The organism is Aquirufa sp. HETE-40SA (genome assembly GCF_054558635.1).
Window position 1 is genome coordinate 136,940 of record NZ_JBPXKN010000002.1, and the last position, 25,728, is coordinate 162,667.

The 25,728-nt window shown below is 41.1% G+C and carries 24 protein-coding genes; 14 read left to right on the plus strand and 10 right to left on the minus strand.

The window, feature by feature from the left end; all coding sequences use genetic code 11:
- Positions 1-17 precede the first annotated feature (17 nt).
- The 3 genes from ACRZ9O_RS05925 to ACRZ9O_RS05935 all read left to right on the plus strand — a co-directional run bounded on the left by ACRZ9O_RS05925 (position 18) and on the right by ACRZ9O_RS05935 (position 3,336).
- Positions 18-743 (plus strand): bacteriorhodopsin-like, encoded by a 726-nt coding sequence (locus tag ACRZ9O_RS05925; protein WP_395618453.1) that lies wholly within the window; start codon positions 18-20, stop codon positions 741-743.
- Between the two features lie 96 nt (positions 744-839).
- On the plus strand, positions 840-2,102 hold the full coding sequence (locus ACRZ9O_RS05930; protein WP_459457304.1) for a prolyl oligopeptidase family serine peptidase: 1,263 nt from the start codon (positions 840-842) through the stop codon (positions 2,100-2,102).
- Positions 2,103-2,112: 10 nt separating this feature from the next.
- On the plus strand, positions 2,113-3,336 hold the full coding sequence (locus tag ACRZ9O_RS05935; protein ID WP_459457306.1) for a serine hydrolase domain-containing protein: 1,224 nt from the start codon (positions 2,113-2,115) through the stop codon (positions 3,334-3,336).
- Between the two features lie 70 nt (positions 3,337-3,406).
- Here ACRZ9O_RS05935 and ACRZ9O_RS05940 read toward each other — a convergent pair whose 3' ends face one another.
- Positions 3,407-4,306 carry a PIG-L family deacetylase gene (locus ACRZ9O_RS05940; RefSeq protein ID WP_459457308.1) on the minus strand — a complete coding sequence of 300 codons (900 nt, stop codon included), beginning with the start codon at positions 4,304-4,306 and terminating at the stop codon, positions 3,407-3,409.
- A 70-nt stretch (positions 4,307-4,376) separates the two neighbouring features.
- Here ACRZ9O_RS05940 and ACRZ9O_RS05945 point away from each other — a divergent pair, with 70 nt between their 5' ends.
- The gene (locus ACRZ9O_RS05945; protein WP_459457310.1) at positions 4,377-4,712 is read left to right on the plus strand and encodes a cupin domain-containing protein; all 336 of its coding nucleotides are present in this window, start codon (positions 4,377-4,379) and stop codon (positions 4,710-4,712) included.
- Positions 4,709-5,935 (plus strand): BaiN/RdsA family NAD(P)/FAD-dependent oxidoreductase, encoded by a 1,227-nt coding sequence (locus tag ACRZ9O_RS05950; protein ID WP_459457312.1) that lies wholly within the window; start codon positions 4,709-4,711, stop codon positions 5,933-5,935. Before ACRZ9O_RS05945 ends, ACRZ9O_RS05950 begins: the two co-directional genes overlap by 4 nt.
- On the opposite strand, the gene ACRZ9O_RS05955 is transcribed toward ACRZ9O_RS05950, so the two are convergent.
- Positions 5,910-6,365, minus strand: coding sequence for a DinB family protein (locus ACRZ9O_RS05955; RefSeq protein ID WP_459457314.1), 456 nt, complete (start codon positions 6,363-6,365; stop codon positions 5,910-5,912). The genes ACRZ9O_RS05950 and ACRZ9O_RS05955 overlap by 26 nt on opposite strands.
- Entirely contained in the window at positions 6,349-6,966 is a 618-nt protein-coding gene (locus ACRZ9O_RS05960; protein WP_459457316.1) for a flavin reductase family protein, read from the minus strand. The genes ACRZ9O_RS05955 and ACRZ9O_RS05960 overlap by 17 nt, the downstream gene beginning before the upstream one ends.
- A 74-nt stretch (positions 6,967-7,040) precedes the next feature.
- Between ACRZ9O_RS05960 and ACRZ9O_RS05965 the strand changes: the two genes are divergently transcribed.
- Positions 7,041-7,304, plus strand: coding sequence for a heavy-metal-associated domain-containing protein (locus tag ACRZ9O_RS05965; RefSeq protein WP_459457318.1), 264 nt, complete (start codon positions 7,041-7,043; stop codon positions 7,302-7,304).
- Positions 7,305-7,354: 50 nt separating this feature from the next.
- On the opposite strand, the gene ACRZ9O_RS05970 is transcribed toward ACRZ9O_RS05965, so the two are convergent.
- Genes ACRZ9O_RS05970 through ACRZ9O_RS05980 form a run of 3 tightly spaced genes read right to left on the minus strand, consistent with a single transcriptional unit; the run spans position 7,355 to position 12,553 of the window.
- Complete coding sequence (locus ACRZ9O_RS05970) at positions 7,355-8,953, minus strand: carboxylesterase/lipase family protein (protein WP_459457320.1); 1,599 nt, start codon at positions 8,951-8,953, stop codon at positions 7,355-7,357.
- 38 nt (positions 8,954-8,991) lie between these two features.
- On the minus strand, positions 8,992-9,921 hold the full coding sequence (locus tag ACRZ9O_RS05975; RefSeq protein ID WP_459457322.1) for an alpha/beta hydrolase: 930 nt from the start codon (positions 9,919-9,921) through the stop codon (positions 8,992-8,994).
- A complete protein-coding gene (locus ACRZ9O_RS05980) occupies positions 9,905-12,553 on the minus strand; it encodes a M14 family metallopeptidase (protein ID WP_459457324.1) in 2,649 nt (882 codons plus the stop codon). Before ACRZ9O_RS05980 ends, ACRZ9O_RS05975 begins: the two co-directional genes overlap by 17 nt.
- A gap of 77 nt (positions 12,554-12,630) precedes the next feature.
- On the opposite strand from ACRZ9O_RS05980, the gene ACRZ9O_RS05985 reads away from it, so the two are divergent.
- A complete protein-coding gene (locus tag ACRZ9O_RS05985) occupies positions 12,631-14,034 on the plus strand; it encodes a PQQ-dependent sugar dehydrogenase (RefSeq protein WP_459457326.1) in 1,404 nt (467 codons plus the stop codon).
- Between the two features lie 381 nt (positions 14,035-14,415).
- The gene (locus ACRZ9O_RS05990; RefSeq protein WP_459457328.1) at positions 14,416-16,845 is read left to right on the plus strand and encodes a TonB-dependent receptor; all 2,430 of its coding nucleotides are present in this window, start codon (positions 14,416-14,418) and stop codon (positions 16,843-16,845) included.
- A 290-nt stretch (positions 16,846-17,135) separates the two neighbouring features.
- Here ACRZ9O_RS05990 and ACRZ9O_RS05995 read toward each other — a convergent pair whose 3' ends face one another.
- Complete coding sequence (locus tag ACRZ9O_RS05995) at positions 17,136-19,226, minus strand: TonB-dependent receptor domain-containing protein (protein WP_459457330.1); 2,091 nt, start codon at positions 19,224-19,226, stop codon at positions 17,136-17,138.
- Positions 19,227-19,242: 16 nt separating this feature from the next.
- Entirely contained in the window at positions 19,243-19,839 is a 597-nt protein-coding gene (locus tag ACRZ9O_RS06000) for a DUF4956 domain-containing protein (protein ID WP_459457332.1), read from the minus strand.
- Between the two features lie 133 nt (positions 19,840-19,972).
- Here ACRZ9O_RS06000 and ACRZ9O_RS06005 point away from each other — a divergent pair, with 133 nt between their 5' ends.
- Genes ACRZ9O_RS06005 through ACRZ9O_RS06020 form a run of 4 tightly spaced genes read left to right on the plus strand, consistent with a single transcriptional unit; the run spans position 19,973 to position 22,564 of the window.
- The gene (locus tag ACRZ9O_RS06005; RefSeq protein WP_459457334.1) at positions 19,973-20,404 is read left to right on the plus strand and encodes a Rieske 2Fe-2S domain-containing protein; all 432 of its coding nucleotides are present in this window, start codon (positions 19,973-19,975) and stop codon (positions 20,402-20,404) included.
- On the plus strand, positions 20,404-21,315 hold the full coding sequence (locus ACRZ9O_RS06010; protein ID WP_459457336.1) for a DUF5777 family beta-barrel protein: 912 nt from the start codon (positions 20,404-20,406) through the stop codon (positions 21,313-21,315). Before ACRZ9O_RS06005 ends, ACRZ9O_RS06010 begins: the two co-directional genes overlap by 1 nt.
- Entirely contained in the window at positions 21,312-21,848 is a 537-nt protein-coding gene (locus tag ACRZ9O_RS06015) for a YceI family protein (protein ID WP_459457338.1), read from the plus strand. The genes ACRZ9O_RS06010 and ACRZ9O_RS06015 overlap by 4 nt, the downstream gene beginning before the upstream one ends.
- Positions 21,845-22,564 (plus strand): hypothetical protein, encoded by a 720-nt coding sequence (locus ACRZ9O_RS06020; protein ID WP_459457340.1) that lies wholly within the window; start codon positions 21,845-21,847, stop codon positions 22,562-22,564. The genes ACRZ9O_RS06015 and ACRZ9O_RS06020 overlap by 4 nt, the downstream gene beginning before the upstream one ends.
- Positions 22,565-22,704: 140 nt before the next feature.
- On the opposite strand, the gene ACRZ9O_RS06025 is transcribed toward ACRZ9O_RS06020, so the two are convergent.
- Complete coding sequence (locus ACRZ9O_RS06025; protein ID WP_459457342.1) at positions 22,705-23,055, minus strand: hypothetical protein; 351 nt, start codon at positions 23,053-23,055, stop codon at positions 22,705-22,707.
- Between the two features lie 176 nt (positions 23,056-23,231).
- Positions 23,232-23,507 (minus strand): hypothetical protein, encoded by a 276-nt coding sequence (locus ACRZ9O_RS06030; RefSeq protein WP_459457344.1) that lies wholly within the window; start codon positions 23,505-23,507, stop codon positions 23,232-23,234.
- 85 nt (positions 23,508-23,592) lie between these two features.
- Here ACRZ9O_RS06030 and ACRZ9O_RS06035 point away from each other — a divergent pair, with 85 nt between their 5' ends.
- Positions 23,593-24,645 carry a helix-turn-helix transcriptional regulator gene (locus ACRZ9O_RS06035; protein WP_459457346.1) on the plus strand — a complete coding sequence of 351 codons (1,053 nt, stop codon included), beginning with the start codon at positions 23,593-23,595 and terminating at the stop codon, positions 24,643-24,645.
- Positions 24,646-24,796: 151 nt separating this feature from the next.
- Complete coding sequence (locus ACRZ9O_RS06040) at positions 24,797-25,723, plus strand: sugar phosphate isomerase/epimerase family protein (RefSeq protein WP_459457349.1); 927 nt, start codon at positions 24,797-24,799, stop codon at positions 25,721-25,723.
- Positions 25,724-25,728: the final 5 nt, after the last annotated feature.

The window sequence follows — 25,728 nt, forward strand, 5'->3', positions numbered from 1 at the left end:
TTAAATCCTTATTTTTTATGGAAACATTAAACATTTTATTGGATGGCAGCTTAGCTGCTGGAGATTACATCGGCTTCACCTTCTTTACAGGTTATATGTCGATGCTTGCTGCTTCGATCTTCTTCATTGTAGAGAGAGGTACAGTAAACGATAAGTGGAAAACATCTTTATTGATTTCTGCTTTGATCACCTTTATTGCGGCTGTGCATTATTTCTACATGCGCGGTGTTTGGTTAGAGACACACGAGTCTCCAACGCAATTCCGTTACATTGACTGGACGTTAACTGTTCCGTTAATGTGTATTGAGTATTTCTTGATTTTAAAGCCAGCAGGCGCTAAGACAGGAATGTTATCTCGTTTAATCTTCGGATCTGTAGTTATGCTAGTAGCAGGTTACATCGGAGAGGCTGTAGTGCCTGAGCAAAACGTAATGTGGGGAATCATTTCTACATTAGGATGGGCGCTAATCATCTATGAAATCTACATGGGTGAGGCTTCTAAGTTAGCAGCAGCTTCTACTAACGCTGAGGTTCAATCAGGTTTCAAAGTAATGCGTTGGTTCACATTAGTAGGTTGGGCAATCTATCCAATCGGCTACATGATGTTACCAGGTAACTTGTTATCAGGATTCGCTGGAAACATTGACTTAGCATATAACATTGCTGATGCTGTAAATAAAATTGGTTTCGGTTTAGTTGTTTACTCTATTGCAAAAGGAGCAACAGCTGCAGAAGCGAAATAATTTATATTTCTAAAAGGAAGGGGGTGGTCATCGATCATCCCCTTTTTTTATGCCAAAAAATTAGCTAGCTTAGAACCTTTATTATCCTATAAACCTATGAAAAAAATCATCCTATTATTGCTCTCGCTGATTACTTACAGCGCACTAGCAAAACCATCCGGCACCTATAAAATCGTCGTCGAAGGATTCGACTGGGGTGCAGGTGTAAACAAAGTCATTTTGTCTCTCGATGACACTACTTCTAAAGTGAATGCAGCAGAATATACCGTTTATGCTAGCCGAAAATTGAGCACAGGTCCGATTTCAGATCAAGAAAATAAGCGAGATATTGTAAGCGCCTATGTTTCGGATGAAAAAGGTGAAAAGGTGAAGACAGGTAAAAACATCACGCTTGTTTTATCGGTAGGACCTCAGCTACCTATTAGCTCCCCTTTTCAATACTTAAGAAGTAAAGGGAATGTTTGGGTTGATTATTCCCTAACAATTGTGCACCCTAAAACGGGAAATGTATGGGATACGTCAACGGGCAAAATTATGCCCATGATTGATCAATTTGACTTGACTGGTAAATACACCTATAGTGAAAAATTAACGATGTCCTACGCAACCTTTACACCTAAAGTGAAGAAGGACAAAGCACCTTTAATCATCTGGCTTCATGGGGGTGGCGAAGGTGGGACGGACCCTACGGTTCCTCTTTTAGGAAATAAAGCAGCAAACTACGCCGCAGAAGGTATCCAATCGATTTTTGAAGGAGCCTACGTCTTATCCCCGCAATGCCCAGGAGCCTGGATGCACAATGCACAAGGAGTGGGAACGCAAGGAAAAGATAATGATATTTACAATGAAGGTTTGATGGCCTTAATTAAGGATTATGTCAAAGCAAATCCAGGTATCGACCCTAGCCGCATATATGTGGGAGGTTGTTCAAATGGAGGCTACATGGCTTTGAAATTGATCTTCTTACATCCTGATTATTTTGCAGCGGGCTACATTAGCGCTTTGGCCTACAAATCAGAATACATCCCTGAAAGTGATATTCAAAAGATAAAGAATGTACCCATTTGGTTTGTGCACTCTAAAGATGACAGAACCACCATCCCTGACATTACGGTTGTGCCTGTATTTGACCGTTTACGCAAGGCAGGAGCTAAAAATGTACACTTCACGTATTACGATCACGTAAATGACATCACTAATTTCTATGGTGGTAAAAGTTTCGAATACAATGGCCATTGGTCGTGGGTTTATCTCCACGAAAACCTTCCAAGAACAGACCTGGATGGTTCCCCTGTTCGCATAAACGGAAAGCCTGTCACCATCATGGAATGGATGGCAGCACAGAAAAAAGTAAAATAATCTAAACAATATGAAACTTACTAAACTAATCCTCGTTCTATTCAGCCTTCTATTCGTAGGCGAAATCAGTGCACAAGCACCTAAAATCGTTGCCGGCATTAATGTCGATCGCGTTAAACGATTAGAAAAATTTGTTCAATCCGAAATGGACAAAGGGAATATTCCCGGCGCCGTAACGATGATCATTCACAATGGCCAGGTGGTACATCAAGGGGCTATAGGATACAAAAATGTAGCAACAAAAACACCCATGACAACGGATGATTTATTCTATATCCAGTCGATGACGAAGCCCATCATCTCTGTTGCATTTATGATGCTCTATGAAGAAGGGTATTTTAAATTAAATGATCCGGTATCGAAATATTTACCGGAATTTAAAAATTTACGCGTCGCGCGAAGCAGCTATGATGACGCTTACGCACCTACGGATTCCCTCAAGTCGCAAATCACCATGACCCAATTATTAAGTCACAGTGGTGGATTAACGCATGGTTTAAACCAAAACCCCGTTCAGAACAGATTCAGAAATGCCTATTTCAATCCAGGCTTTAAAACGATTCAAGAACGCGTAGCTGTGATGACCAAATTTCCTTTAGTGGCTCAACCAGGAACGGAATGGAACTATAGCGCGGGTCCTGATGTGCTTTGCGTTTTGATCGAAAAATTCACTGGAATGAGTGTGAATGAATTTTTAAAGGCTCGAATTTTTGATCCTTTGGAGATGAAACATACCGGGTATAATGTACCTAAAGAGGAGCAATCTAAGATTGTGCCTGTGCATACCAAGAACAATAATGGCAACCTTTCCGTTGCTACAATACAGCCTCCATTTGAAAATGTAACGGTTTGGAGTGGAGTAAACGGCTTGTTCTCTTCTGTCTCAGATTATGCGACTTTCTGCCAAATGCTACTAGCCGGCGGAACCTATAAAGGCAAGCAATACTTAAGCCGCAAGACAATCGAATTAATGACCGCAAATCACACAGGAGACTTCTATCCAGAATTACCTGGAACAGGATGGGGTCTTGGTTTCGCCGTTGTTACCGATGGCCCAGCTACGAAAACGCCTGCATCTAAGGGTTTATTCTTTTGGGGAGGCGCTAACAATACCCATTTCTTCATTGATCCGAAAGAAAAGTTAATTGGCTTATTCATGACTCAGGAGAGCCATTTCACTTGGGAATACCACAATAGTTTACGCCAAATGGTCTACCAGACTTTGGCAGATTAAATAAAGAAAGCCGGGCATCACAACCCGGCTTTTTTATAGCATTATTACGGCACTATTTCACGGTGCATTTTTATGGAGCAGGAAATCCTGATTTCGCTAAATCTTTAAACAGCTTTTCCACTTTATTTATTCCCGTAGCATCATTTATATCGAAGTAACGGTAGGTCTCTAAATCGGTTTTGTGAATCGCGCCTTCTTGAATAGCCCCCTGAGATTTATACACTGAGATCACCCAGTCAGCTACGATTTTATAACTTAACTTATCGTTCTCCTTAAATCGGAAGGCACGGTTCAAAGTGAAGGTAGGTGTTCCAGGCTTTATTTTTGTCTCGGGAAATCCCGCTAATTCGGTAAATTCGACTGGTTTAGCATTCAGATTCATTGGGCTACCAGCAATGATAATAGGCTTCTTAGGCCCTTTGAAACGCTGCACCGCTCTTAGACCCATCAATACCGCTGTTTTATGGTGACCGTGTTGACCAGCATGAGGCAACATGGTGATGACAAAATCATAGTTTTGGTCTTTTAATAGATTATCCATTCGGCTTTCCACGTGTGGAATATTCCAATTTTTACCCGAAATATAGGGTGTTGGATCCGTCGTATACCAGTCATCTGGCTGTTCCATAAAATAGATATTCCGCATACCCATGATCTTTGCGGCATCCAGAATTTCTTGTTTACGAATTAAAGGCAGGTGATTTCTAGCCGTTACAGAATCTGTTAAGTTTAATCCATAATACATGGCGCCTAATTGTGAATCCGCAAATCCACCACCCCCATCTGTCATCACCGCCATGTCCACTGTTCCTTTTAACTCGTGGGTGATTTTAAATATGCTAACAGAGAAACCCGTTTCATCATCTGGGTGTGCAGTTACGACTAATACCTTAGGGCCTTGTGCGGAAACTTGAAAAAATGCTATGCATAAAAAGCTGTAAATGAAGGCTTTAATAAATCGATTTTTCATAGTTAGGAGGTTTATATTTTGACAATAATAGAAAAAATTATGCATTCGACAAATTGTCTTATTTTTGTGCATGAGTAGAACGCACTGGATCAAAGACGCTGAGATCGAATGGGAAATCCTAGATGAGTATTGCAAACGCAAAATCATGGCCTATAATGATGGGCTCATGATCGTGAAGGTGCATTTCAAAAAAGGAGGAGTGGGAGCGATACACCAACATATCCATACCCAAGGTTCGTATGTGGAAAGTGGGGTTTTTGAGGTGATCATAGGAGATAAAAAAAAGATCCTGAAACAAGGTGACGTTTTCTTTATACCTCCATCTATCGACCACGGTGTTGTGGCGCTTGAGGAAGGCGTTTTAGTAGACTCATTTAATCCCCTACGCGCAGATTTTATTCCATGAAAATAATCGTCATAGGTGGTGGGGCCGCTGGATTTTTTGCAGCCATTTCTGCTAAAGAACACAATCCTGATGCAGAAGTAACCATCCTAGAGAAAACATCCAAGTTTTTAGGGAAGGTGAAGATATCCGGTGGTGGTCGGTGCAATGTCACTAATGCCACCTTTAATTCCCGCGTGCTGTCAGAAAATTACCCCCGTGGGGAGAAGTTCCTGCGCAAAGCTTTTGAGGTCTTTAATGCGTCCTCTATGGTCGAATGGCTAGAGGCGCGAGGCGTAGCTTTGAAGACCTACCATGATAACTGCATTTTTCCCCTTTCTAACGATTCCCAAACCATCATTGACTGCTTTATGTCCGAAGCTAGGCGTTTGCACATCAATCTGCATAGCAGTCAATCGGTAGATGAGATAAAGCCCACGCAGAAAGGCTTTCGCATCCATTGCCGGGATACGGAATACGACGCAGACCGGGTGATTGTGACGACGGGCGGTCAGCCTAAGATGTCTGGATTGATTTGGCTAGAAAACGTAGGTCATCAAATCATTCCACCAGTCCCATCTCTATTTACATTTAACATGCCACAAGAACCGATTAGGGATTTAATGGGTATCGTGGTGGAGAAAGCGCGGGTACGAATTGAAGGCCAAAAATTACTAGGCAAAGGACCTCTTTTAGTCACACACTGGGGAATGAGCGGCCCAGCCATTTTGCAGTTATCGGCTTGGGGAGCCCGAATTTTGGCAGAAAAAGAATACCAATGTGCCATCCTCGTGAACTGGCTAGATGATACGAAAGAAGAGGAATTGAGAGCTCAAATCAGCCATACCATAAAAGAGCATGGGGCCAAAATGATGGCCAATTTGAATCCCTTTGCGATGCCGAATCGTCTTTGGGTATATCTACTCGAAAAAAATGAAATCAAATCCAGCCTCCGCTGGAATGAATTAGGAGGCAAGGCGCTCAATAAATTGATCAATACCTTGATTAACGACCGCTATGTCGTACAGGGAAAAACTACCTTTAAAGAAGAATTTGTGACTGCAGGTGGAGTAGACTTACAGGATATCAGCGTCCAAACCATGGAAAGCAAAAAATGTCCAGGACTCTTCTTTGCTGGAGAAATCATGGACATCGATGGCATCACCGGCGGATTCAATTTTCAATCTGCGTGGACTACCGGATTTATTGCCGGAAAAAGTGCTAGCTCGCCAGTATCTCCCGAATAATTTTTAAGTGATGTTCTGTGTGCACATATAAAAACCGAAAAGTTTCCTTCTTTTTCAAATCCCCAAAAAACGGATGGGTGAAATAATTACCGGCTTCTACTTGCTCTAATTCAACTAAACGTTGACGACATAGCGCAATATGAGCATGCAATGTATCTTGCGTGATTTCGCCTGGCGTCACTAATTTAGGCGCGCCCACTTTTCCTCTAGGGATAACACCGCGCCATAAAACCACGTATTTTAAAGGCTTAAATTGCCATTTATAAGCTGCAGGATCAGATCTCTTCACCCCTTCGATGACCGAGCTGATGACAAGCAAATCATGTTCAATTTGCCAGCCTACAGTGGAAGCTGAAATGGCATCATTCCTCACTTCAAGTTGCGGAATATAGCTTTCTAATTCGTCTAATTGCTTACGTAGTTTTTGCATACGGCAAGTTATCAATTTTATCGGTTTTGTAATAGCCGGAGGTGCCTAGTGAGGTTAAGATACCGGCTTTGGCCAAATCCAAAAAGCCATCCTCCTCCTGAATTCCAGCCGGCACATAGGCGTGCTGCAATGACCCAATTACTAAAAAAGTATTATTCAATTCAATGGACATCAACTGCTCAAATTTCAACACATATTGTACGGGAGATTCCGCCACGAAGGGCGCGATACATCCTTTGCGGAATTCCTCCGTCAAGCCTGTCATCTCAAATTCCGAAACCCCATCTGGGTATTTTGCACTCGTCTGGTGTGCTTGCTTGTACATCGATTCCGTCACTAAATTCACGGTGTAAAAACCAGTTTCTTGGATATTTTGGATAGTATGCGGTGCAGCAGACAAAGGACGATTAATAAACCCGATCAAAGCAGGATCCGCTCCTAAATGAACTATGTTACTAAACACGGCGAGATTAGAAATGCCTTTACCATTCACCGTCCCGATCAGTGATAAGCTCTTAAATCCACTCAAAGAGTTGATAAAGTTAGCGCGATCAAAGCGGTCCCAAGTTTGGAGTTCAGAAAGTGAAAAATGTTTGCTCATAAAGGTAGAAGTGACTTAAATCACTTTTTGTGGCCTAAAGATAGGCTACATTTGACTAAACAAATAATAACACCATGAAAACGCAAGAGATTTTCGTAGAAAACATCAAATGTGCCGGATGCATGACCAGCATCAAGCATGCCCTATTAAAAATCAAGGGTATTGTAAAAGTAGAGATTGATAAGGAGGCGGAAAAGATCAGTCTAATGGGTCATAAGTATGAGCTAAGCGAGGTTCTCGATTCATTAAACAGTATGGGTTACCCACAAAAAGGAGATAATAGCTTATTCAAGCAAGCCAAATCCTATGTCAGTTGTGCGATAGGTAAAATGAGCTAATCATTCTTTTAATAAAAGAAAAGGCCCTTGAAAAATCAAGGGCCTTTTAATTATCGAGCGATTAAGCTATAGAGCTCTGCATCTAATTGCGGTTTTATTTCGCAGGTGTTGTTAAAGTGCATCGTGGCTGTATTCACTGTATCGAAGGTAGGCCAAGTCGGAAGTCCTTTGTGACCTGGATTTCCTGTTTTAGCAAAGTTAATCCAAGAAGAACTCATACGATCCGCTAACAAATAGGCTTCTTTCCCGCCACCTGTCATCTCCTCGCAACGCGCGATATTATTGAAACAGAAAGGTAATTCCATACAATGGAAAGCCTTGTATTTGCCATCCATCACGGGCGATTGCCAGGTCATTAAGTACATGTAAACGGGAGCTGCTTTCAAGGCCGATTTCTCCTTTGCCTGAACCACTGCACCAGGTCGGAACATCACGTCCACATCCATTAAATCAGATGGCTTCGTATCATTCGGATAGGCTTTTTTCACAGCTGCTTTGAATGCCTCCGCTTTATTGCCATAAGTTCTCTTTAAATACGCATCTACTTGTTCAGCTGTGGCATCAGACATCCCTGTCATGATCGAAGGCATGAATTCATTCTTCACAGTTCCGATTAACAAGGGCACCTCTTTAGATAATTCGAATGCCTCTTTCGAGAATAACTCGTAAGGCAATAAGTCGCCGTCCACGGATGGACCCCAGCTTAGTCCAAATCCAACTACTGGTTTTCCTGCTGCCTTCATTTGTGCCGCGATGTTTGCTAAAGCTTTCTTGCCAGCGTTTGCTAAGACAGGATAAGGAATAGTTTGAAGGCTATCCACTTTCGCAACTGGGATGTTAAGTGTTTTCAAGACTTCCGCTGTAATACTTTGAGTCGTTGCTTTATCTAGCATATTTGAACGGAAAGAACCACTTTGGTTGATCGCCTTGCTGAATAAACCCTTTGCTGACGGCATCGCCATCAAGGTATTCACTTTCGCGCCGCCACCGGATTGACCGAAGATGGTTACGTTTTTCGCATCACCCCCGAAAGAGCCGATGTTTTCTTTTACCCATTCCAAAGCCGCACGCATATCTAACACGCTGTTGTTCGCCGAGTATTTGTACTTATCACCGTATGCCGATAAATCTAAATAACCCGTGATGTTCAAACGGTGGGAAATGGAAACGACTACGACGTCTCCTTTTTTGGCCAAATTCTCTCCATCATAAGACGGCAATTCAATAGAAGAACCAGCCGTAAATCCACCACCGTGAATCCAGAACATCACCGGACGCTTCTTGCCATCATTGATACCTGGAGTCCACACATTAATGCGCATACAATCTTCATTCGTATAACCCCAATTGTGGTTGAATACGAATTCTGACTCGTCTTGTACTTGAGTTGTTTCATCTAATAAAGGTGAAACTGGGCCATAGGACATAGAAGAGCGAACACCTGCCCAAGGTTTGGGCTTATGAGGTGCCTCGAATCGAGCGGCCTCCGCGTAGGGAATACCCTTATAATTATAAATACCACTGTGTATATAGCCTCGAACCTTCCCAGCATCAGTTGCCACGACAGCCACCTCTTTTCCTGTGGTGATTTGTGCTTTCAAGCCTACTGAGGTGAGCAATAGCGCACAGACAACTGTAAATTTCTTCATTAGATTTATTTTATAGTTTATAGAATTAGTTTCTTCATTTAGTTAACAAAACCCAAAATCGAAGCAGCCACCTTACCAGGCACTTCCTCCATAGGTACGTGACCTATGTTTTTGTAGATTTCGGCCTTACTCCCTTTAATATCTTTCAAGAAGTTATCGACGTTATTCACCCCGATTAGGTTGTCTTTGTCTCCCCACAAGATTAACGTGGGCGTCTTGATTTCTTTTATGCTTTCTGGGTTACCTTTAAATGAACCTTTGAAAATCAGTAAAGCTGCCTCTCTATTTCCCGCTCTAATCGCGACATCGTGGAAGCGCTCTACTTGTTCGTCTGTCACCCGAGTCTGATCATAATAAACGGTCTCTAAGCTCTTGCGCACTAAAGCCTTAGGGGTTACGTATAATAACAAATTGTTGATTACCGGAGTAGAAGCTAACTTAAATCCAAGTGATCCACTCTCCCCTTTCTTCGGATAACCCGCTGCATCAACTAAGATCATTTTAGCTAAGCGAGATGGATTGTGAAGTGCATAGTTCCAAGATATCGCACCTCCCATCGAATTACCTACTAAAATGAATCGATTGATGTTTAATCGAGTGGCAAAGGAATCAATAAACTTCGAATAATACGGAAAATTATAGGCCATTTCTGGAGAAGGTCCCGTTAAGGCAAAACCAGGCAAATCAAGACTTATCACCCGTCTATGCTGTTTCAAATCAATCACCACACTATCCCAGGTATTCAAAGAAGACGACATTCCATGCAATAAAATAAGAGGTAAGGTATCATTTGCTACACCCTCATCCCGGTAATGCACCTTCATCCCCATAATAGGCATGAATTTAGAATCTTTGTTCGCATACAAAGGAATTAATTCCTCTACAGGGCGGTCGCTTTCTGCAAAAAATAGAATGACAGCGAAAAGAGCAATAAAAATACCCCCAATAATCTTAGCGATCGTTTTCATATAATTGATTGAATACCATTTTGAATGTGCTGTGTGTTTGGCCTCTAAACGTTACCTCTGGACCATACACGAATAAATTTCCTTTGCCCACTTTCGCTTGGAATGCGGCCACACCATCTTGTAAGTAGACCTGGCCAAAAGCCCAGCCACTTCTCAATGTCTTCTCAGAGGCAAACCAAGCTAATGGAGTCAGTACACCGTGAGAAATCGCCTCAGGAGCTAATTTGAATACCGGGCTAGCCGCAAAAATGACATCTGCTGTAGGCGCCATTCCCCAATTTGCTGGTGAACTTTGATCCACAGCCACTTGCATGACACTACCCGGAATATAAAATTTCTCACCTGGCAAATTACGCTCTTTCCCAGCCACCATCTCTATTAGGGCATTCTTCACCGGCAGATTTAAGTGATAAGCCAAATTCGAACTAGACCCAATCGTGATAATATCTCCACCTTCTTCCAAGAAAGCCTTTAAAGCAGGGACCGATTTTGCGACCGTAATTTTACCCATCGTTTCATGGAATTCAGATGGAATCTCCGCTTCTATTGGCTCTTTTTCAACCCATTCACCCGCTGGTTCTGGTCGTGAGCCTGGTATGGCTCCTTTGACAAAAATCAAGACATCGAATTTCGAACGCATGCCACCTTTATCAATCTCTTTTGCATAAACCAATTTGAAATCAAAATGGTGTTGTTCTAAAATCCAACGTAACCAACCTGAAGGCATTGATCCGCCATAGGTATCCCAAAGACCAACTCTCTTAGTTCCTACCTTAGCCGAAACGTTAGCAGGCAAAGCGCTTAAAGCTTGTGTTTTTACAGAGGCTTTCGCTAAAATATCTGCCGCAGCCGCACTGTGCTTTACATAAAATGCCGAAGCGTTTTTCGACACTTCGATACCCGCTTTTAATAGATCATTCAACAAAGTGAAGGAGGCATTATCTGAAGTAGAGAAAGAATAATAGGCCCCGGTAGCAAACGCAGGCTTTGCCTTTTGAATTTCTCCGTAAGGAACTGTTTCGAAGGGTCCATTTACGTCTTCCAAAACTCGGTCAAATTGAACCCCCATCGTATAAGCAGGAGTCCAACCAGCGGCGTCATAAGGACGTACCGGAGGGCCACCTGGGTATTGGAAGTCATTCGGGTGATCTTGTGGCTCGAACATATCGAGCACATGTGCACGAAAGGCTTGGTTCGTTTTCACAACATAAGAGCCAGCTGGATAGGATTTACCATTTGCTTCAAAGGCTTTAGTCGCCTTTTCGATACGAATACCGCTCTTGATCAAGATGTTTATAAATGCAATGCTAGAAGTAGATTGATCTGCGCTAAGAATATAGGCACGCGCATCACGCGTCTTCGGATTTTTATAGACCAGCGCATACAAACTATCTGCTTTGGATTTGTAATTACCACCAGAAACTTCCGCTAATTTCTCCACTTTATTAGGAGACATTGTCCAGTAATCCTGTGAACCTAAATCAATGGATTTCTTACCCATCTTGTAAATGTTCATTAACACCTCTTCGCGGTAACGCGTCGCATAATTTAAGACGGCATAATTCAAAGAAAGCGAGTAATCGATCGAGTTCTTGAAGAACCATTTGCGCGGTGTAATCGGAAATGGAGTGGCCGAATTAGGAATCAAACGACTGGGAACTAAAGGAATGGTTGATGGTGTCGGATCACCGATGATCTCGGTTAATAAACCGATGATATTGTGGTAATAAGCTGTAGTGCGTAATCCACCGTTCCACCAGGTCGAATAAACAGAACCCGATTTCATCGTGTAGCCTGGTTTTCCCTCCGCGTTCAAACGTGAACTCATGGCAGCGCCTAAAGCATCTATCCCCGTGATTAATAATGGATCATAGACATAGTTGAATGGATCGCGGTAAGGTGGACCAGCGACTACCGTTCCTGCTGGGCCTGTTTGGTGGTGGTTGTACAGGATTTGAGGCATCCACTCAATGTATTGTTGGCGAGACATATTCGTCGTCTCGCTCATGTTCATCATGTAGAAATCGCGGTTATTATCGTGTCCGATATATTTCTCGTATAAACGAGGTAAGTTATCTGTTGAGCGTTTCAAGGTATCCGCCTTGCGCATGTACCAATTAGATACAAGCTCCTGGCCATCTGGGTTCGCGTGGACGAAAAGGATGATCGTGTTTTGAAGAATACGTTTTGTTTCCTCGTCATTGCGTGTGGTAAACTGGTAGATCGACTCGATCCACTGGTGAATTCCCACTGTTTCGGTGGCGTGTAAACCACCGTCGATCCAGACGATGGCCTTTCCTTCTTTGGCCAAAGCCTTAGCCTCCTGCTCAGACAAACCTTCCGCTCGCGCTAAGCGCTGCGAAATCGCCTTGTATTTCGCTAAATTCTTAATATTCGCGGGATCAGAAACGATCACCATGTATTGATTTCTTCCCTCTTCGGTCTTCCCAATCGACTGTAATTTCACGCGATTAGAGGACGCAGCCACCTTTTTTAGGTAGCCTTCTGTCTGCGTAAACGTAGCTAAATGGTAGTTATCGCCTATGTTAAAGCCAAAATGCGATTTAGGACTAGGAACCTGCGCGCTTACAGTCAACGACGCAAATAAGAATAGGAGTAAGATTTTTTTCATAGTTTAAATCAGGTAAGCTTTAAAGATAGAAATATAGAAATTAATATTTAGCTTAGTGGCCGTAAATTTACGTAGCTATGAATAAAAAAGTATCCTTTATTGGCCTGATTGCGATGGCCGCTTTGAGCATGATGTCCTTAACAAAGGCTCCTGCTGTTACAGAAGAACCTGCAGAGGTTAATTACACCAAATATTGCGCGTCTTGCCACGGTGAAAAAGTGGAAGCGTTCGTGGACCGCAAATGGAAACACGGAGACAAAAAATCAGACATCTTAAACAGTATTACGAATGGGTATCCTGAAGCAGGAATGCCTACCTGGAAAGAGGTTTTGACTCCTAAAGAAATCGAAAAATTAGCAGATCTGATCGTCGAAAACTTAGCCGGTGTGGAACAATATAAATTCGCGAATAAACCGACTTCGAACATCTTCAAATCAGAGGGGATGACTATCGCTTTGGACACAATCGCGACAGGTTTCGAAAGCCCTTGGGGTTTCGCCCAATTACCTTCCAATGATTATTTGATCACGGATCGCTCTGGCGTATTGTATTTAGTGGACCAAAATCGCAACAAAACAGCGATCACAGGAACTCCAGAAGTGTTTGCGCAAGGTCAAGGTGGTTTATTAGATGTCAAGCTTCACCCGCAATTTGAAAAGAATGGATGGATCTATCTGTCGTACTCTAAATTTAAAATGGAGGATGGGGCCAAAGTAAACACAACGGCCATCGTTCGTGGAAAAATCAAAGATAATAAGTGGGTAGAAGCACAGGAGATTTTCGAGGCGAAACCTTACACGAAAACCTCTTACCACTACGGATCTCGCATCACTTTTGACAAACAAGGACATATTTTCTTCTCTGTGGGAGAACGCGGAATGGAGAAAGTATTCCCACAAAATTTAGATAACGATAACGGAAAAATTCACCGTTTAAATGACGATGGTACGGTTCCTGCTGACAATCCATATAAGAATTCAGATCACCCGAGCATCTATTCGTATGGCCAAAGAAACCCACAAGGTTTAACTACAAATCCTTGGACGGGTGACATTTGGGAGACCGAGCACGGTCCTCGTGGCGGTGATGAAATCAACCTGATTCAACCTGGTAAAAATTATGGTTGGCCAGTCATCACCTATGGTATTAATTACGATGGAAAACCGATTTCAGCAATCTCTAAAAAAGAGGGCATGGAGCAACCTGTTTCCTATTTCATCCCTTCCATCGCCCCATCTGGATTAACTTTTGTAACTGGTGATAAATACCCGGCTTGGAAAGGCAACTTGATGATCGGCTCTTTACGTTTCAATTATTTGAACCGTGTGGAGATGAAGAACAACAAGGTAGTTAAGCAAGAGAAGGTCTTGTTAAACGTGGGCCGTATGCGTAATGTACAGCAAGGCCGCGATGGGTATTTGTATATTGGGGTGGAGAGTCCGGGGATGGTGTTCCGTTTAAAACCTACGGTTTTAAACTAATAAAGCATAAAGCACAAAGAATAAAGAAGATTAGAGATTATAGAGTATAGAGAGGAGATGATTAATTCAATTCCTATTCTATTCAAAAAAAGGGCTGTGGCCCTTTTAATGAATCCATCTTTGTGCTTTGTGCTTTATGCTTTGCAATAATTTCTTGTAAGACCAAGCAAATAATCTTCAATAATTGAATCTATTTGCATTCAATCTATTCTCTTTTATCTACTCTTAAATTTAGAGAAGTATGAAACGAAGTGCGTAAAAATAGTGCGCAGCACATTTTTTGAATTTGAAATCAAAAATTACCGCTTATCATTCTCCTTTTCACAGTGCAACCTTTTTAATGGAAATTGCATCTTCGTTTTTCATTAATTAATTGCTTACATGAGAATTTTGATTTTATTACTATTTTGTTCTATTACGGCTTTTGGCCAAAATTCCTTACACCTACGTTTACAAGATTCCAATAAAGAAGCGCTGCCTTTTGCAACGGTTCTATTGAAGAAAACAACCGATTCAAGCCTGTTAAAGGGTATGAATACGAATGAAAATGGCGAATTACAGGTTACTAAATTACCTCTGGGTAAATTCAATTTAACTATTCAATCAACGGGTTTTAAACCCACCAAAATCACCTTAGATGAGATATTGGCCGATACACAAATCGAATTAGGCATCATTACGCTTTTACCATTGAGTACGGAATTAGCCGAAGTGAAGGTAACTGCTACGAAACCGTTCATCGAAAAAAAGCTCGACAAGACGATCGTTAATGTAGAGAATTCAGCGATGGCGGCGGGAAACACCACCATGGAATTGTTAGAGCGTTCACCGGGTGTGATCGTGGACAAGGATGGCAATATTTCTTTGCGCGGGAAATCGGGCGCATCGATCATGATTGATGGAAAAATTTCCTACTTGACAGGCGCAGATTTAGCGAATTATCTAAAGAATTTACCAGCAGACCAAATCTCTCAGCTAGAGATCATGGCTAACCCGTCGTCGCGTTATGATGCGGCAGGAACGGGAGGAATTATCAATATCAAGTTGAAAAAGAATTCGAACATTGGTTTGAATGGTTCGGCGAATGCAACAATAGCACAAGGTATTTATTCCCGCCAAAGCACGGGGGTGAATTTGAATTACCGAAAGAATGGCTGGAACTGGTTTGGAAATGGATCCGTCGTCAATAGAACAACGTTAGAGCGCAATAATTTAACGCGTAATTTCAAAGCCCAAAATGAAATTTGGGAGAACGGATTTGCTTTTAAAAATGAGAACCAGACAACCCAATTAAAAGGGGGTGTGGATTGGTATTATTCGAAGAAAACGACCTTGGGGATTTTGGCTTCCGCAAATATCAACCAATTTGTCATTGATAATGGATTAAATCAGACGATTCAATATACTGGTAATGGGACGGCCTTATCCAGACTAAATACCTACAATACAGTAGACAATCCAAGCCATAATTACGCGACTAACTTCAACTTTAAGCATGCCTACGACAGCACTGGCCGTGAGTTGACCATCGACTTAGATTATGCGCGTTTTGTGGATAATAGTGGTTCAAATTTAAGATCGCAATTTCAAGGCGGAAACTTCAGTACCTTGCGTCCTGACTCTCTCTTGTTGAACAATTCTCAATCCTTTGTAGATCAATATTCCTTCAAACTAGATTATGTCCTCCCCTCATTCCTCAAGTCAAAGTGGGGCGCTGGCTTAAAATCTTCCTATGTGAAAACGGATAATGATTTACGTTTCCAAGGCAAAAACGAAGGGGCACCTGCCTTTACTTTTTTAACGGGCCAAAGCAATCATTTCGTCTATGAAGAACAGATTCACGCGGCCTACCTGAACACAGAACGCGCCATCGGTAAATTCAGTTACCAAATCGGATTACGTGGGGAGTGGACTGTAGCCGATGGCTTGTCTCAAGCCTACACAGCGGACTCGAAAGACTCGACATTCCACCGCGATTATGCTCAATTATTTCCGAGTGCTTTTTTTCAATATGATCTGTCCAAAAACCACAGTCTCAGCTTGAACTTTTCACGTCGAATCGATCGTCCAAGCTACGGCGATTTGAATCCTTTTGTGTTCTTCTTAGATAATTATACCTTTAAAGTGGGTAATCCGATGTTAACTCCTCAGTTAACCAATTCGGTAGAATTCAGCCACACCTTTATGGGGGCATTCAGTACCATTTTAGGCTACAGTCATACCACTAATGTGATCACTGAAATCCTAAAGCAAGACACAGAGGCGCGAAAATCCTACCAGACAACGGCTAACATGGCAGAGAGAACGAATTATAGCCTTGGTTTTTCACTACCCATCCCTATTGCAAAATGGTGGAGCAGTAATACTGACATCTACTTTAATCGAGCTGAACTCGTAGGAAAAGTGGAAAATGCGAACCTAAGTCCAGCTAATAACCAGTTCTATTTCAACACGAACCACATCTTTACCTTACCAAAAGAATACCACTTCGAAATCGGTGGAAATTATTTCACTGGTGGATTAGAAAGTGCCTTTATTTTTGGGGCAGGTGGATCGCTCAATCTTGGAATCCAAAAAACGGTATTGAAAAAACGCGGAGTCATCCGATTGAATGCACAAGACGTGCTTTATACCTCTAACCCCAATGTGTTTATTAAATACGGGGACTTAGATATCGTTGTGCGTCCCCAACAAGATTCCCGCGTAGTCCGCTTGAATTTCTCTTACCGTTTTGGGAATATGTCCATCAAAGGGGCGAGAGAGAGAGCGACGGGATTGGATGCGGAGAAGAGTAGAGTAAAGAGTAAATAACTCGTCTTTTTAATTGTAAATCTAAAATTGTGCTGCGCAATAATTTTGTGATTTACAATTAAAAAAACTCTCTAAAAATAAGTCGAACATCTCTTCTCTAATTTTAAAAAAGAGATTAAAGTTTAAAACGAATTGCGTAAAAATAACTCATCCTTTTTATTGTAAATCTAAAATTGTGCTGCGCAATAATTTTGTGATTTACAATTAAAAAAACTCTCTGGGAATACTCCGGACATCTCTTCTCTATACTCTATAATCTCTAATCTCGAAGAAGAAGTTGAAGTAGATGATTAAAAATCATCTACTTCAACTTCTTCTTCGTTAACCCTCCTCCTCTCCCGCGCTTCTTTCATCTTCTTGGTTTCAAGCTTGTAAGTGAAGCCAATAAAGAAAATGCGGGTTTCCTTTTTACGTACTATGTCACTGATTAGACCGAAGGGGCGGGAGTCGTAGACGGTTTTTTGGGTATCAAAAATATCATTTACGCGGGCATTAATGGAGAGTTTGCCAAAATCCTTTTTGACCCCAAAATCCACCGTATAAAAGGGTTGAATAATGCCAAAAGGATTAATTTGTTCAGATTGAAATATCCCAGATATTTGAGCGGACCACTGCTTGTTCCATTTAAATTGTTGGTTCAAACGCGTATTCCAACTCCAACGATTCAAAGACACTTCTGTGTTATTAATCAAGCCTTCTAAGTCCGTTTGAAAAATAGATGAATTCAAGGTGACTTTATAGTTCTTCGTGATGGACCAAGTGGATATATTCTCGAAACCCCAGGCACGGGATTTGGAGATATTTTCATAGCGAGTCAAAGTGGTATCCCCTCCTAAAAATGTCCTCACCCTCCCTACTAATCCTGTGATCTCTCGGTAAAATAAAATGTTCGATACAGACAGCGATTTAAAATCTTTATTGTGAGCTAATTCTAGCAAAAGTGTTCTTTCTGGCTTTAAATTAGGATTCCCTGAGTTTAAATTCAGCGGATCTGCAAAAGAAATAAATGGATTTAAGGATTTATAACTAGGCCGTGTAATGCGAGTAGAAAGCCCAAAAGAAATCGATTCTGTGTTAGAAACGAGATGGAGTATGGATAAAGCGGGAAACAAATTCACGTAGTTTTGCTTGACTCCACCGGCTATTTCTGTCGCCTCTAACCTCAGGCCAGCATCCACATTCCATTTTGCACTTTTATAGGCTTGCGAGAGGTAGGCGGCTTGCACGTGCTCTTGGTAGTCGAATCCATTAGATCTTGCCAAATCACGTTCATATAGTTCCTCTTTTAATCTTTCATAGCGAAAGTCATTTGTGAAAAACCGAGAATTAAATCGAAAGCCATAGTCTACTTTCAGGCGGGGCGAAATCGTTTTAGTCCAGTCGCCCTGGAGTAGGAGAGTGGAGTTTTGGCTAGAGGCCGCAGAGCGCTCAAAACGCTCTGGAATGTTTGGGTTAGGGGTGTCAAAATTCTCGTAGAAATAGTGCTGATAAAATTGGTTCGCGTCTGATCCTTGATTGCTAATCCATAAAAAATCGATTTTTCCGTTCGCACTCGGGTTGTAAAACAGATTTAAATCGAGGCCATAATCACTCCCTTTTTTATCTGCCTCGCGCGCATACAGACGATCAGCCGTACTAACAAACTCACTTTTATTATAGCGCGTTTCTGAATTGTGATCTCTCGAAAGCCGACCGATAAAAGACATGCCTATACTGCGGTCTTTGCTGAGTGTATAAGTGGAGTTTAGACGAAGGGATTGATTGTAATCCCGGTTGATTTCATCCGTGTTTTGGGTGATTTGAGAATAGCCAAATCTACTTTGATTTTCCCGGTACAAGGACTGGTAATTGTTTCTGCTGTTTTGGCGCAAATTAAGGTCAATCAAATGAGTCCAACGCTTCACACCTTTAACATAGGTAGCAGAGAGGGCATATTTGTCGTTCGTTCCTACATTCGAATTAATTCGAAGGGACTCTGATTTTGTCCCTTTTTTCAATACAATATTCAATATCCCTGAACTTCCTTCGGCCGTGTATTTGGCTCCAGGATTCGACAGAATTTCAATGCGATCGATCTGATCAGCCGGATAAAGGCTTAACGCATTTGCGCGGGATGAACTCACAATCCCTGCCGGCAAACCATCAAAAAATAGTGTTAAATTTTGGTTTCCACGGTAGGTGATGTGGCCATCACTCGTGACATAAATGGAGGGGATATTACTTAAAATGTCAAACAGATTACCTCCTAAATTCGTCAAATTAGCCCCTACTTGGTACACTTTTTTCGAAGGGTCAGTGGATAATTCAGACCGAATTCCCTCGACTTTTACCTCCTTCAAAGTGCGCGTTGAATCGACTTGCGCCGCAAGCGAAAAGGGCACTAGAAAAAAGAGAATTTTATGCATCTACTTCGAGTGGAGCGGACTCATTTTCTTTGGAAAAATAATACACCCTTAATTGCGCAATTCCACGTTGATAATCCACTTTAACCACCTGTACTTTGTGAATCACATATCCAGTTCTTTCTGTTAAATCCTTGAGTAATTCTGCTCGTTCTGCTGGTTTGATTAAACCCAGATTATCGTAGTTTAAAGTTTGGTAATTCTCATGCGTCAGCGATAAAGTTCTGCCTAGTAAAAAAGTCATGGCAACCAATACCGAATTCGCCACCAAAAGCATCTCCAGATTCACTAATGAGGCTAAGGAATTAATTATTCCGAGCGTCACCACTAAGAAAAAATAACCCATTTCACCGATCGGAACGGTGACTGTCCGGTAGCGAAACATAGAGAACAAAGCAAACAATCCAAAGGCAAAACCAAACTTCAAATCCGCCTCTGCTAATAGGTAACAAAGCACGAAAAGAATCGTATTAAATAAGAAAAAGGTGAAAACGAAGTCGTTATTTCGGTATTTCGGGTAATAAATGAAACGCACAACGATGAACGTGAAAAGCAAATTAAGCGCGTATCGAAGAAGGAAATTTTCTAGCATTTGTTCTGAATTATCTTCAAATATAACCAAAAAGATTTAAACCACATTTTATCTATTTAAGACTACTCCTGATAACAATCAGGAATTTAACCCGTTATATTGTATAAATTTCGCCCTAAAACCCTGAGTCCGGATGGAAAACAAAATCAAACGCCTCGAATTCTTAAAATCATTAGGTTTTAAAGGGGCCTCTCTTTTAGCCGTTTACTGCGGTGTTTCCAGCCTAAGTTCCTGTAAAAACGAGGACGTTACTCCAGCCAGCAGTATAGATTTTACCTTAGATCTTACAAATGCTGTGTACAGTAAATTAAACACGGCAGGAAATTACGTCATCTCAAATGGTATCGTCATTGCGCGCGTTTCAAGCACTTCTTTCGCAGCTGTTACTCAAGTTTGCTCACATGAGAATAAGGCCAATGTCATTTACAACGGTACCGAGTTTTACTGCACTCAACACGGGGCCACTTTTTCAACTAGTGGAGTGGGAACCAATGCAAATGGTAGCAGAGGAATCAAAGCCTATCAAACCACCTTATCAGGAACTAACCTTCGTGTATTCTCTTAATGAAAAAAATACTCCTACTCCTCGTTTTTAGCACTCCGCTGTTCGCTCAGGATGATCTTTTAGCCATGCTCGAAAAAGAGGATGCGAAAAAAGTTACGTATACCCAGGCTACTTTTAAGGGTACACGCCTCATTAATGGCCAAACGGTGGAAACACTTGCGAAGCAGCATTTGAATTTCTGGATTTCACACCGCTTCGGCTCTGTAAATTCAGGATTTATTGATAATTTTTTTGGTCTAGATGAGGCCAAAATTCGTTTAGGCCTCGAGTATTCCTTAACGGATAAACTATTGTTAGGAATGGGTCGTTCAACCATCGAAAAAACGTACGACTTCTATGCTAAATACAAGGTACTAGCGCAATCAAGTAAAATGCCCGTAACGGCCACCCTGTACGGGGGTATGACAACCAATACGATGCCCACTGGTTACACCACAACTAGTGGAAATGTGATGCGCTACCAAAATAATTTGCAACGCCAATCCTATTTTGGTCAACTTCTAATCGCCTGCAAATTTTCAGATAAATTATCTCTTCAATTAATGCCTACTGTGTTGCACAATAATTTATCCGAATCAATATACCTAGATAATAATATGCTATCGATGGGTTTTGGTGGAAGGTATAAAGTCACGAATCGCTTGAGCATTTCGGCAGAGTATTATAAAAATATAGTAGATAAAGAAGATTATGAAGAAGGAGCAGGCGTAGCCTACCCTTACCAAGATTCTTTTTCACTCGGTTTTGATATTGAAACAGGCGGACACGTCTTCCAATTGCATTTGACTAACTCCAGAGGTATGACGGAGAAACATTTTATAGGCCAAACACTAGGTACCTGGGGCGCTGGAGACATCTTTTATGGCTTTAACGTAGCCCGTACATTCAGTTTAGAACCTAAGAAAAAATGAAAAAATTACTCCTACTAGCTCTTTTATTTATTGGATTCCAATCCAAAGCACAATTATACATGACCACCACTGGCGAGGTATCCTTCTTTTCTAAAACACCCTTAGAAGATATTGATGCCGTCAACAAATCCGTTAGCAGTATTATAAATACCACGACGAATGAAGTGGCTGTTCAAATGCGCGTCACCAATTTCGTGTTTCCGAACAAATTAATGCAAGAGCATTTCAATGAAAACTATTTAGAGAGCGAAAAATTTCCCTCCGCCACCTTTAAAGGTAAAATTAAAGAGTCTGTAAATCTAAGTGTAGCAGGGACCTACCCTATCACAGCTTCGGGATCAGCCACTATTCACGGCATAACTCGTCCCATCGAATTAAAGGGAACCATTATTTCGACAGGTACTAGTCTAGCGCTTACTTGCGTATTTGATGTGAAACTAGTCGATTATAATGTGCGCATTCCTAAAATTGTTTTTGCGAAAATCGCTGAGGTGATCAAGGTTTCTAGCAAAATCAATTATACCAAGAAATGAAAAAAATCGGATTTGTAGCAGTTTTCTTACTCGTATTGTCTTGTTTAAATGACAAAAATATCCCTATACCCGTCAAGCCTATTTCAATCGACACCTCGACTATACCACCCGTCGTGACCACCCCTGTTGTCACTAACTGTAGCCCTGATACCGTCTATTTCAATCAAACCATTTTACCGCTCATTACCTCGAATTGTGCCATGAGCGGTTGTCATGATGTGATTAGCCGCAAAGAGGGTGTAATTTTAACGGATTATACAAACATCATGCGCGAGGTGAAAGTATCTTCCCCTGCCTCCAGTGATTTATACAAATGCCTTTTCGCGAACAGTGAAGATCGAATGCCACCTGCTCCCGCATCTGAATTTAGTTCAACAAACAAAGGACTCATTTTAAAATGGATTCAACAAGGAGCGAAAAACAATTCTTGCTCTAATACAGTAACTTGTGATACGGCCAATGTAAGCTTTAGCTCATCCGTTTCGCCCGTCCTAAAAACCTATTGTGTGGGTTGCCACAGTGCAACTAGCCCATCCGCTGGCATTGATTTATCCACTTATGTTGCAGTAAAAGTTTATGCTACAAATGGTCGACTTATGGGATCCATTACCCATGCGGCCGGCTACAAACCTATGCCATCCAGTACATCAAAACTAGGCGCCTGCGAAATCAATCAGATCAAAGCGTGGATCGCCAAGGGAATGTTTAATAATTAAATAGATAGCTAACTATTTAAATTTATATTTTACACGTTTCGTAACTCTCCTGATTTTTATCAATTTTTACGTTCGTTATCGCTCATTAAGAAGCGTATTATGAATCTATGTTATATTATGTTATAACATGTTATAACCGATTAATAAGTTTTTTTGATTATCTGAACTAAACAAAATACATTTACTACACTATTGGTTTTTAAATTTTGCAAAAGATAACTGTATTTTCCTAATCCAGAACCTACGGCTATTTTATTATCTTGCAAAGTAGGCGTCATATTCAGATTCGTATAAATGAATCCTCTTTCAGCATTTGCTGTGCCCGCGCCTGTAGTAGATAAACTAACTAAGTCACCATGTAACACTGCCGTAGTACCCGTGATGTCTGTTGCCGGTTGTGTCACAATCACCGCCGGATTTAATAAATCCTCAATTTTACAGCTAGCTAGCAATGTAATCGAGGCAAAAAATAGAACAAGGTACTTTTTCATAATTATTGTACTTTATATTGGCCTAAATCAAAAATTATGGCTACTAGTTTCTTTCATTGTATATAGCACAATGTTTAGAATCGTTGATTTTTAATCTGCTCTTTTGAAAGTTCAAAACGCAATAAATAATTATGAAATAATTACTGAAATCTTACAAATATTTATTAAACGGTTATCTATTCATTCTCCGCCAGACCAGCGAAGAAATGAAGACCAAAACCGAATAGTAAATAAATGAATTCCAATAGCGCAATTTGGGTATAAAATCCATCGAGGTCTGAATTACCAAAAAACTGAAAATCTGCCATGGCTAATCCCACACAAACTAAAAAATTGAAGGATACTAATAATTTAACCATCAAACCCATGCCATCCATTTTGAATGCTTTCAAATAACCTTCCGTTGCATAGAAGAAGAAAGGAATGATTAATAATGCTTTGAAATTTTTCATCGTGTTTTCGTTTTTGTTTACCCAAAATTGCGACAGTAGTACGCCAATAGTTGGCGGCTTATAAATAAATCACTAGTTTAGGGTCATGAACACCACCGATCGGCTTAAAGAGCTCAACAACCTATTTCTGCGTAAAACATTTCCGATGCGAGCGTTAACGGTTAGCTCGTATTTTACAGAACACTTTGACCAGCTAAGCTATAGCGAGCGGAGTTTTAGCCGCGACATCAAGGCATTGAAGGAAAAATTAGCGGAAAGATATCCCAGCTTAGAGGAATCAGAGGGGGACTTAATTCGCTATTCGAAATCAGAAAATCGCTTTTACTATATCCGCGATGACATCAGTGCTTATCCCTCTTTTTCAGAAAAGGAATTAGATCAAATCGCTTCCATTATCGATTTTAATAAACATTTATTTACGGGCGGTAATGGGAATGGAATTGTGAATAAGTTGCGGGCGATCTCTTTGGAAAACAACCTCATAAAACACGAAGAAATCGCGCACTGGCCGGCCATCGAACTCATTAATGAAGGTGATAGATCTGGATCTGAACACGTAAAATTCCTGGTAGACGCAATAGCAGGAAAACAGTTGATCAAAATAACGCACAAAGGTTTAACGGCTAACTCTAAGGTGAAAACGATTCATTGCTTGCCCCTACTAATCAAGGAATACAATAACGGATGGTATACAGGCTGGTATTTGTTGTTCCAAGAAATCGATCAAAAGGAAACGGTCACCAAGATTTCATATGATCAACTTCGACTGTTCGCTTTGGACAGAATAGACACCCTTCGTTTCAGTAGTTTACCTCATAAAACGCGCATACACCCCTCTTTTCAGCCAAGTGACTTTTTCAAAAAAAGCCTCGGCTTATTCCGGGGGGCTCGGGAAGCCGAAAAAATTATCTTACGAGTTCAGGACGATTCATGGATTAAAGATTACTTACCCAAATACTCCATACATCCCTCACAAATTCAAATAGACGAACAATTATTCGAACTTACCATTGAAATAAATAAAGATGTAGAAAATTTTCTTTTCAGGTATGCCACTGAATTACAGGTAATTGAACCCATTTATTTAAAAGAACAGCTACAAAAAAAACTCAAAAAAGCCCTTCAGCTTTATCAGTAAACTGATAATATGAGAGAGTCGTGTTTGATAATCGAGAAATAGGTCTACCTTCGCTTATTACAAAATCAATTAGTGGTTTGGTGTGCATCAAGATGAAAGAACTTTTCTTTCATCTTTTTTTTTAACTTAGGTTTTCTAAACCTATAAAAAGATGCAAAGACGTGATTTTATCCAGAGCTCCCTGTTAGCAGGTGGCCTCAGCGGAATTCCTTCCTCCCAAGCAATTCCTGCTAAACCTAGTTTACAACCTTCTATTAAATTAAGTGTCTCCAGCTATTCCTATTGGCATTTTAAGGGAGATAAATTCCCCATTGAAAAAGTAATTGATGAGGCTGCTGCACTCGGATTAGAAGGAATCGATGTGTTACATCGCCAAATGGAAAGCGAAGACAACGCTTATCTCCAGAAACTTAAAAAGCATGCCTTCGTAAATGGCATCGCGATGACCTGCCTTTCGATCCACCAGGGCTTTGTCACACCTGATAAAGAGGAACTAAAAAAACACGTGGATCACACAAATCACTGCATTGAACTAGCTTATAAGATGGGTATTCCCTGCCTCCGTTTGAATACAGGGAGATGGAATACGATCAAATCCTTTGACGACTTAATGAAAAACAGAGGAGTCGAACCCATTCTGCCTGGCTATACCGAAGATGATGGATACAAATGGTGCGTGGACGGCATTCAACAATGTTTGAAAAAAGCGGAAGAATGTGGCGTTTTATTAGCCTTAGAAAACCACTGGGGTTTAGGATCTACGCCAGAAGGCATGATTCGAATCCAAGATACGGTGAACTCACCGTGGCTCGGGTTATTAATGGATACGGGGAATTTCTTAGAAGATCCGTATGATAAACTCAAGATGGTGGCTCCACGCGCGAGTTTTGTGCAGGCTAAAACCTATTATGGTGGAGGAGAATGGTATTCATTAGACCTTGATTATGACAGAATTGTTAAAATTTTGAAGGAAGTGAACTACCATGGCTACATCTCCATCGAATTTGAAGGAAAGGAAGATCCGAAATCGGGCGTTCGAAAAAGTGTGGAACTTTTACGAAAAGCATTAGCTAAGTAGATTCG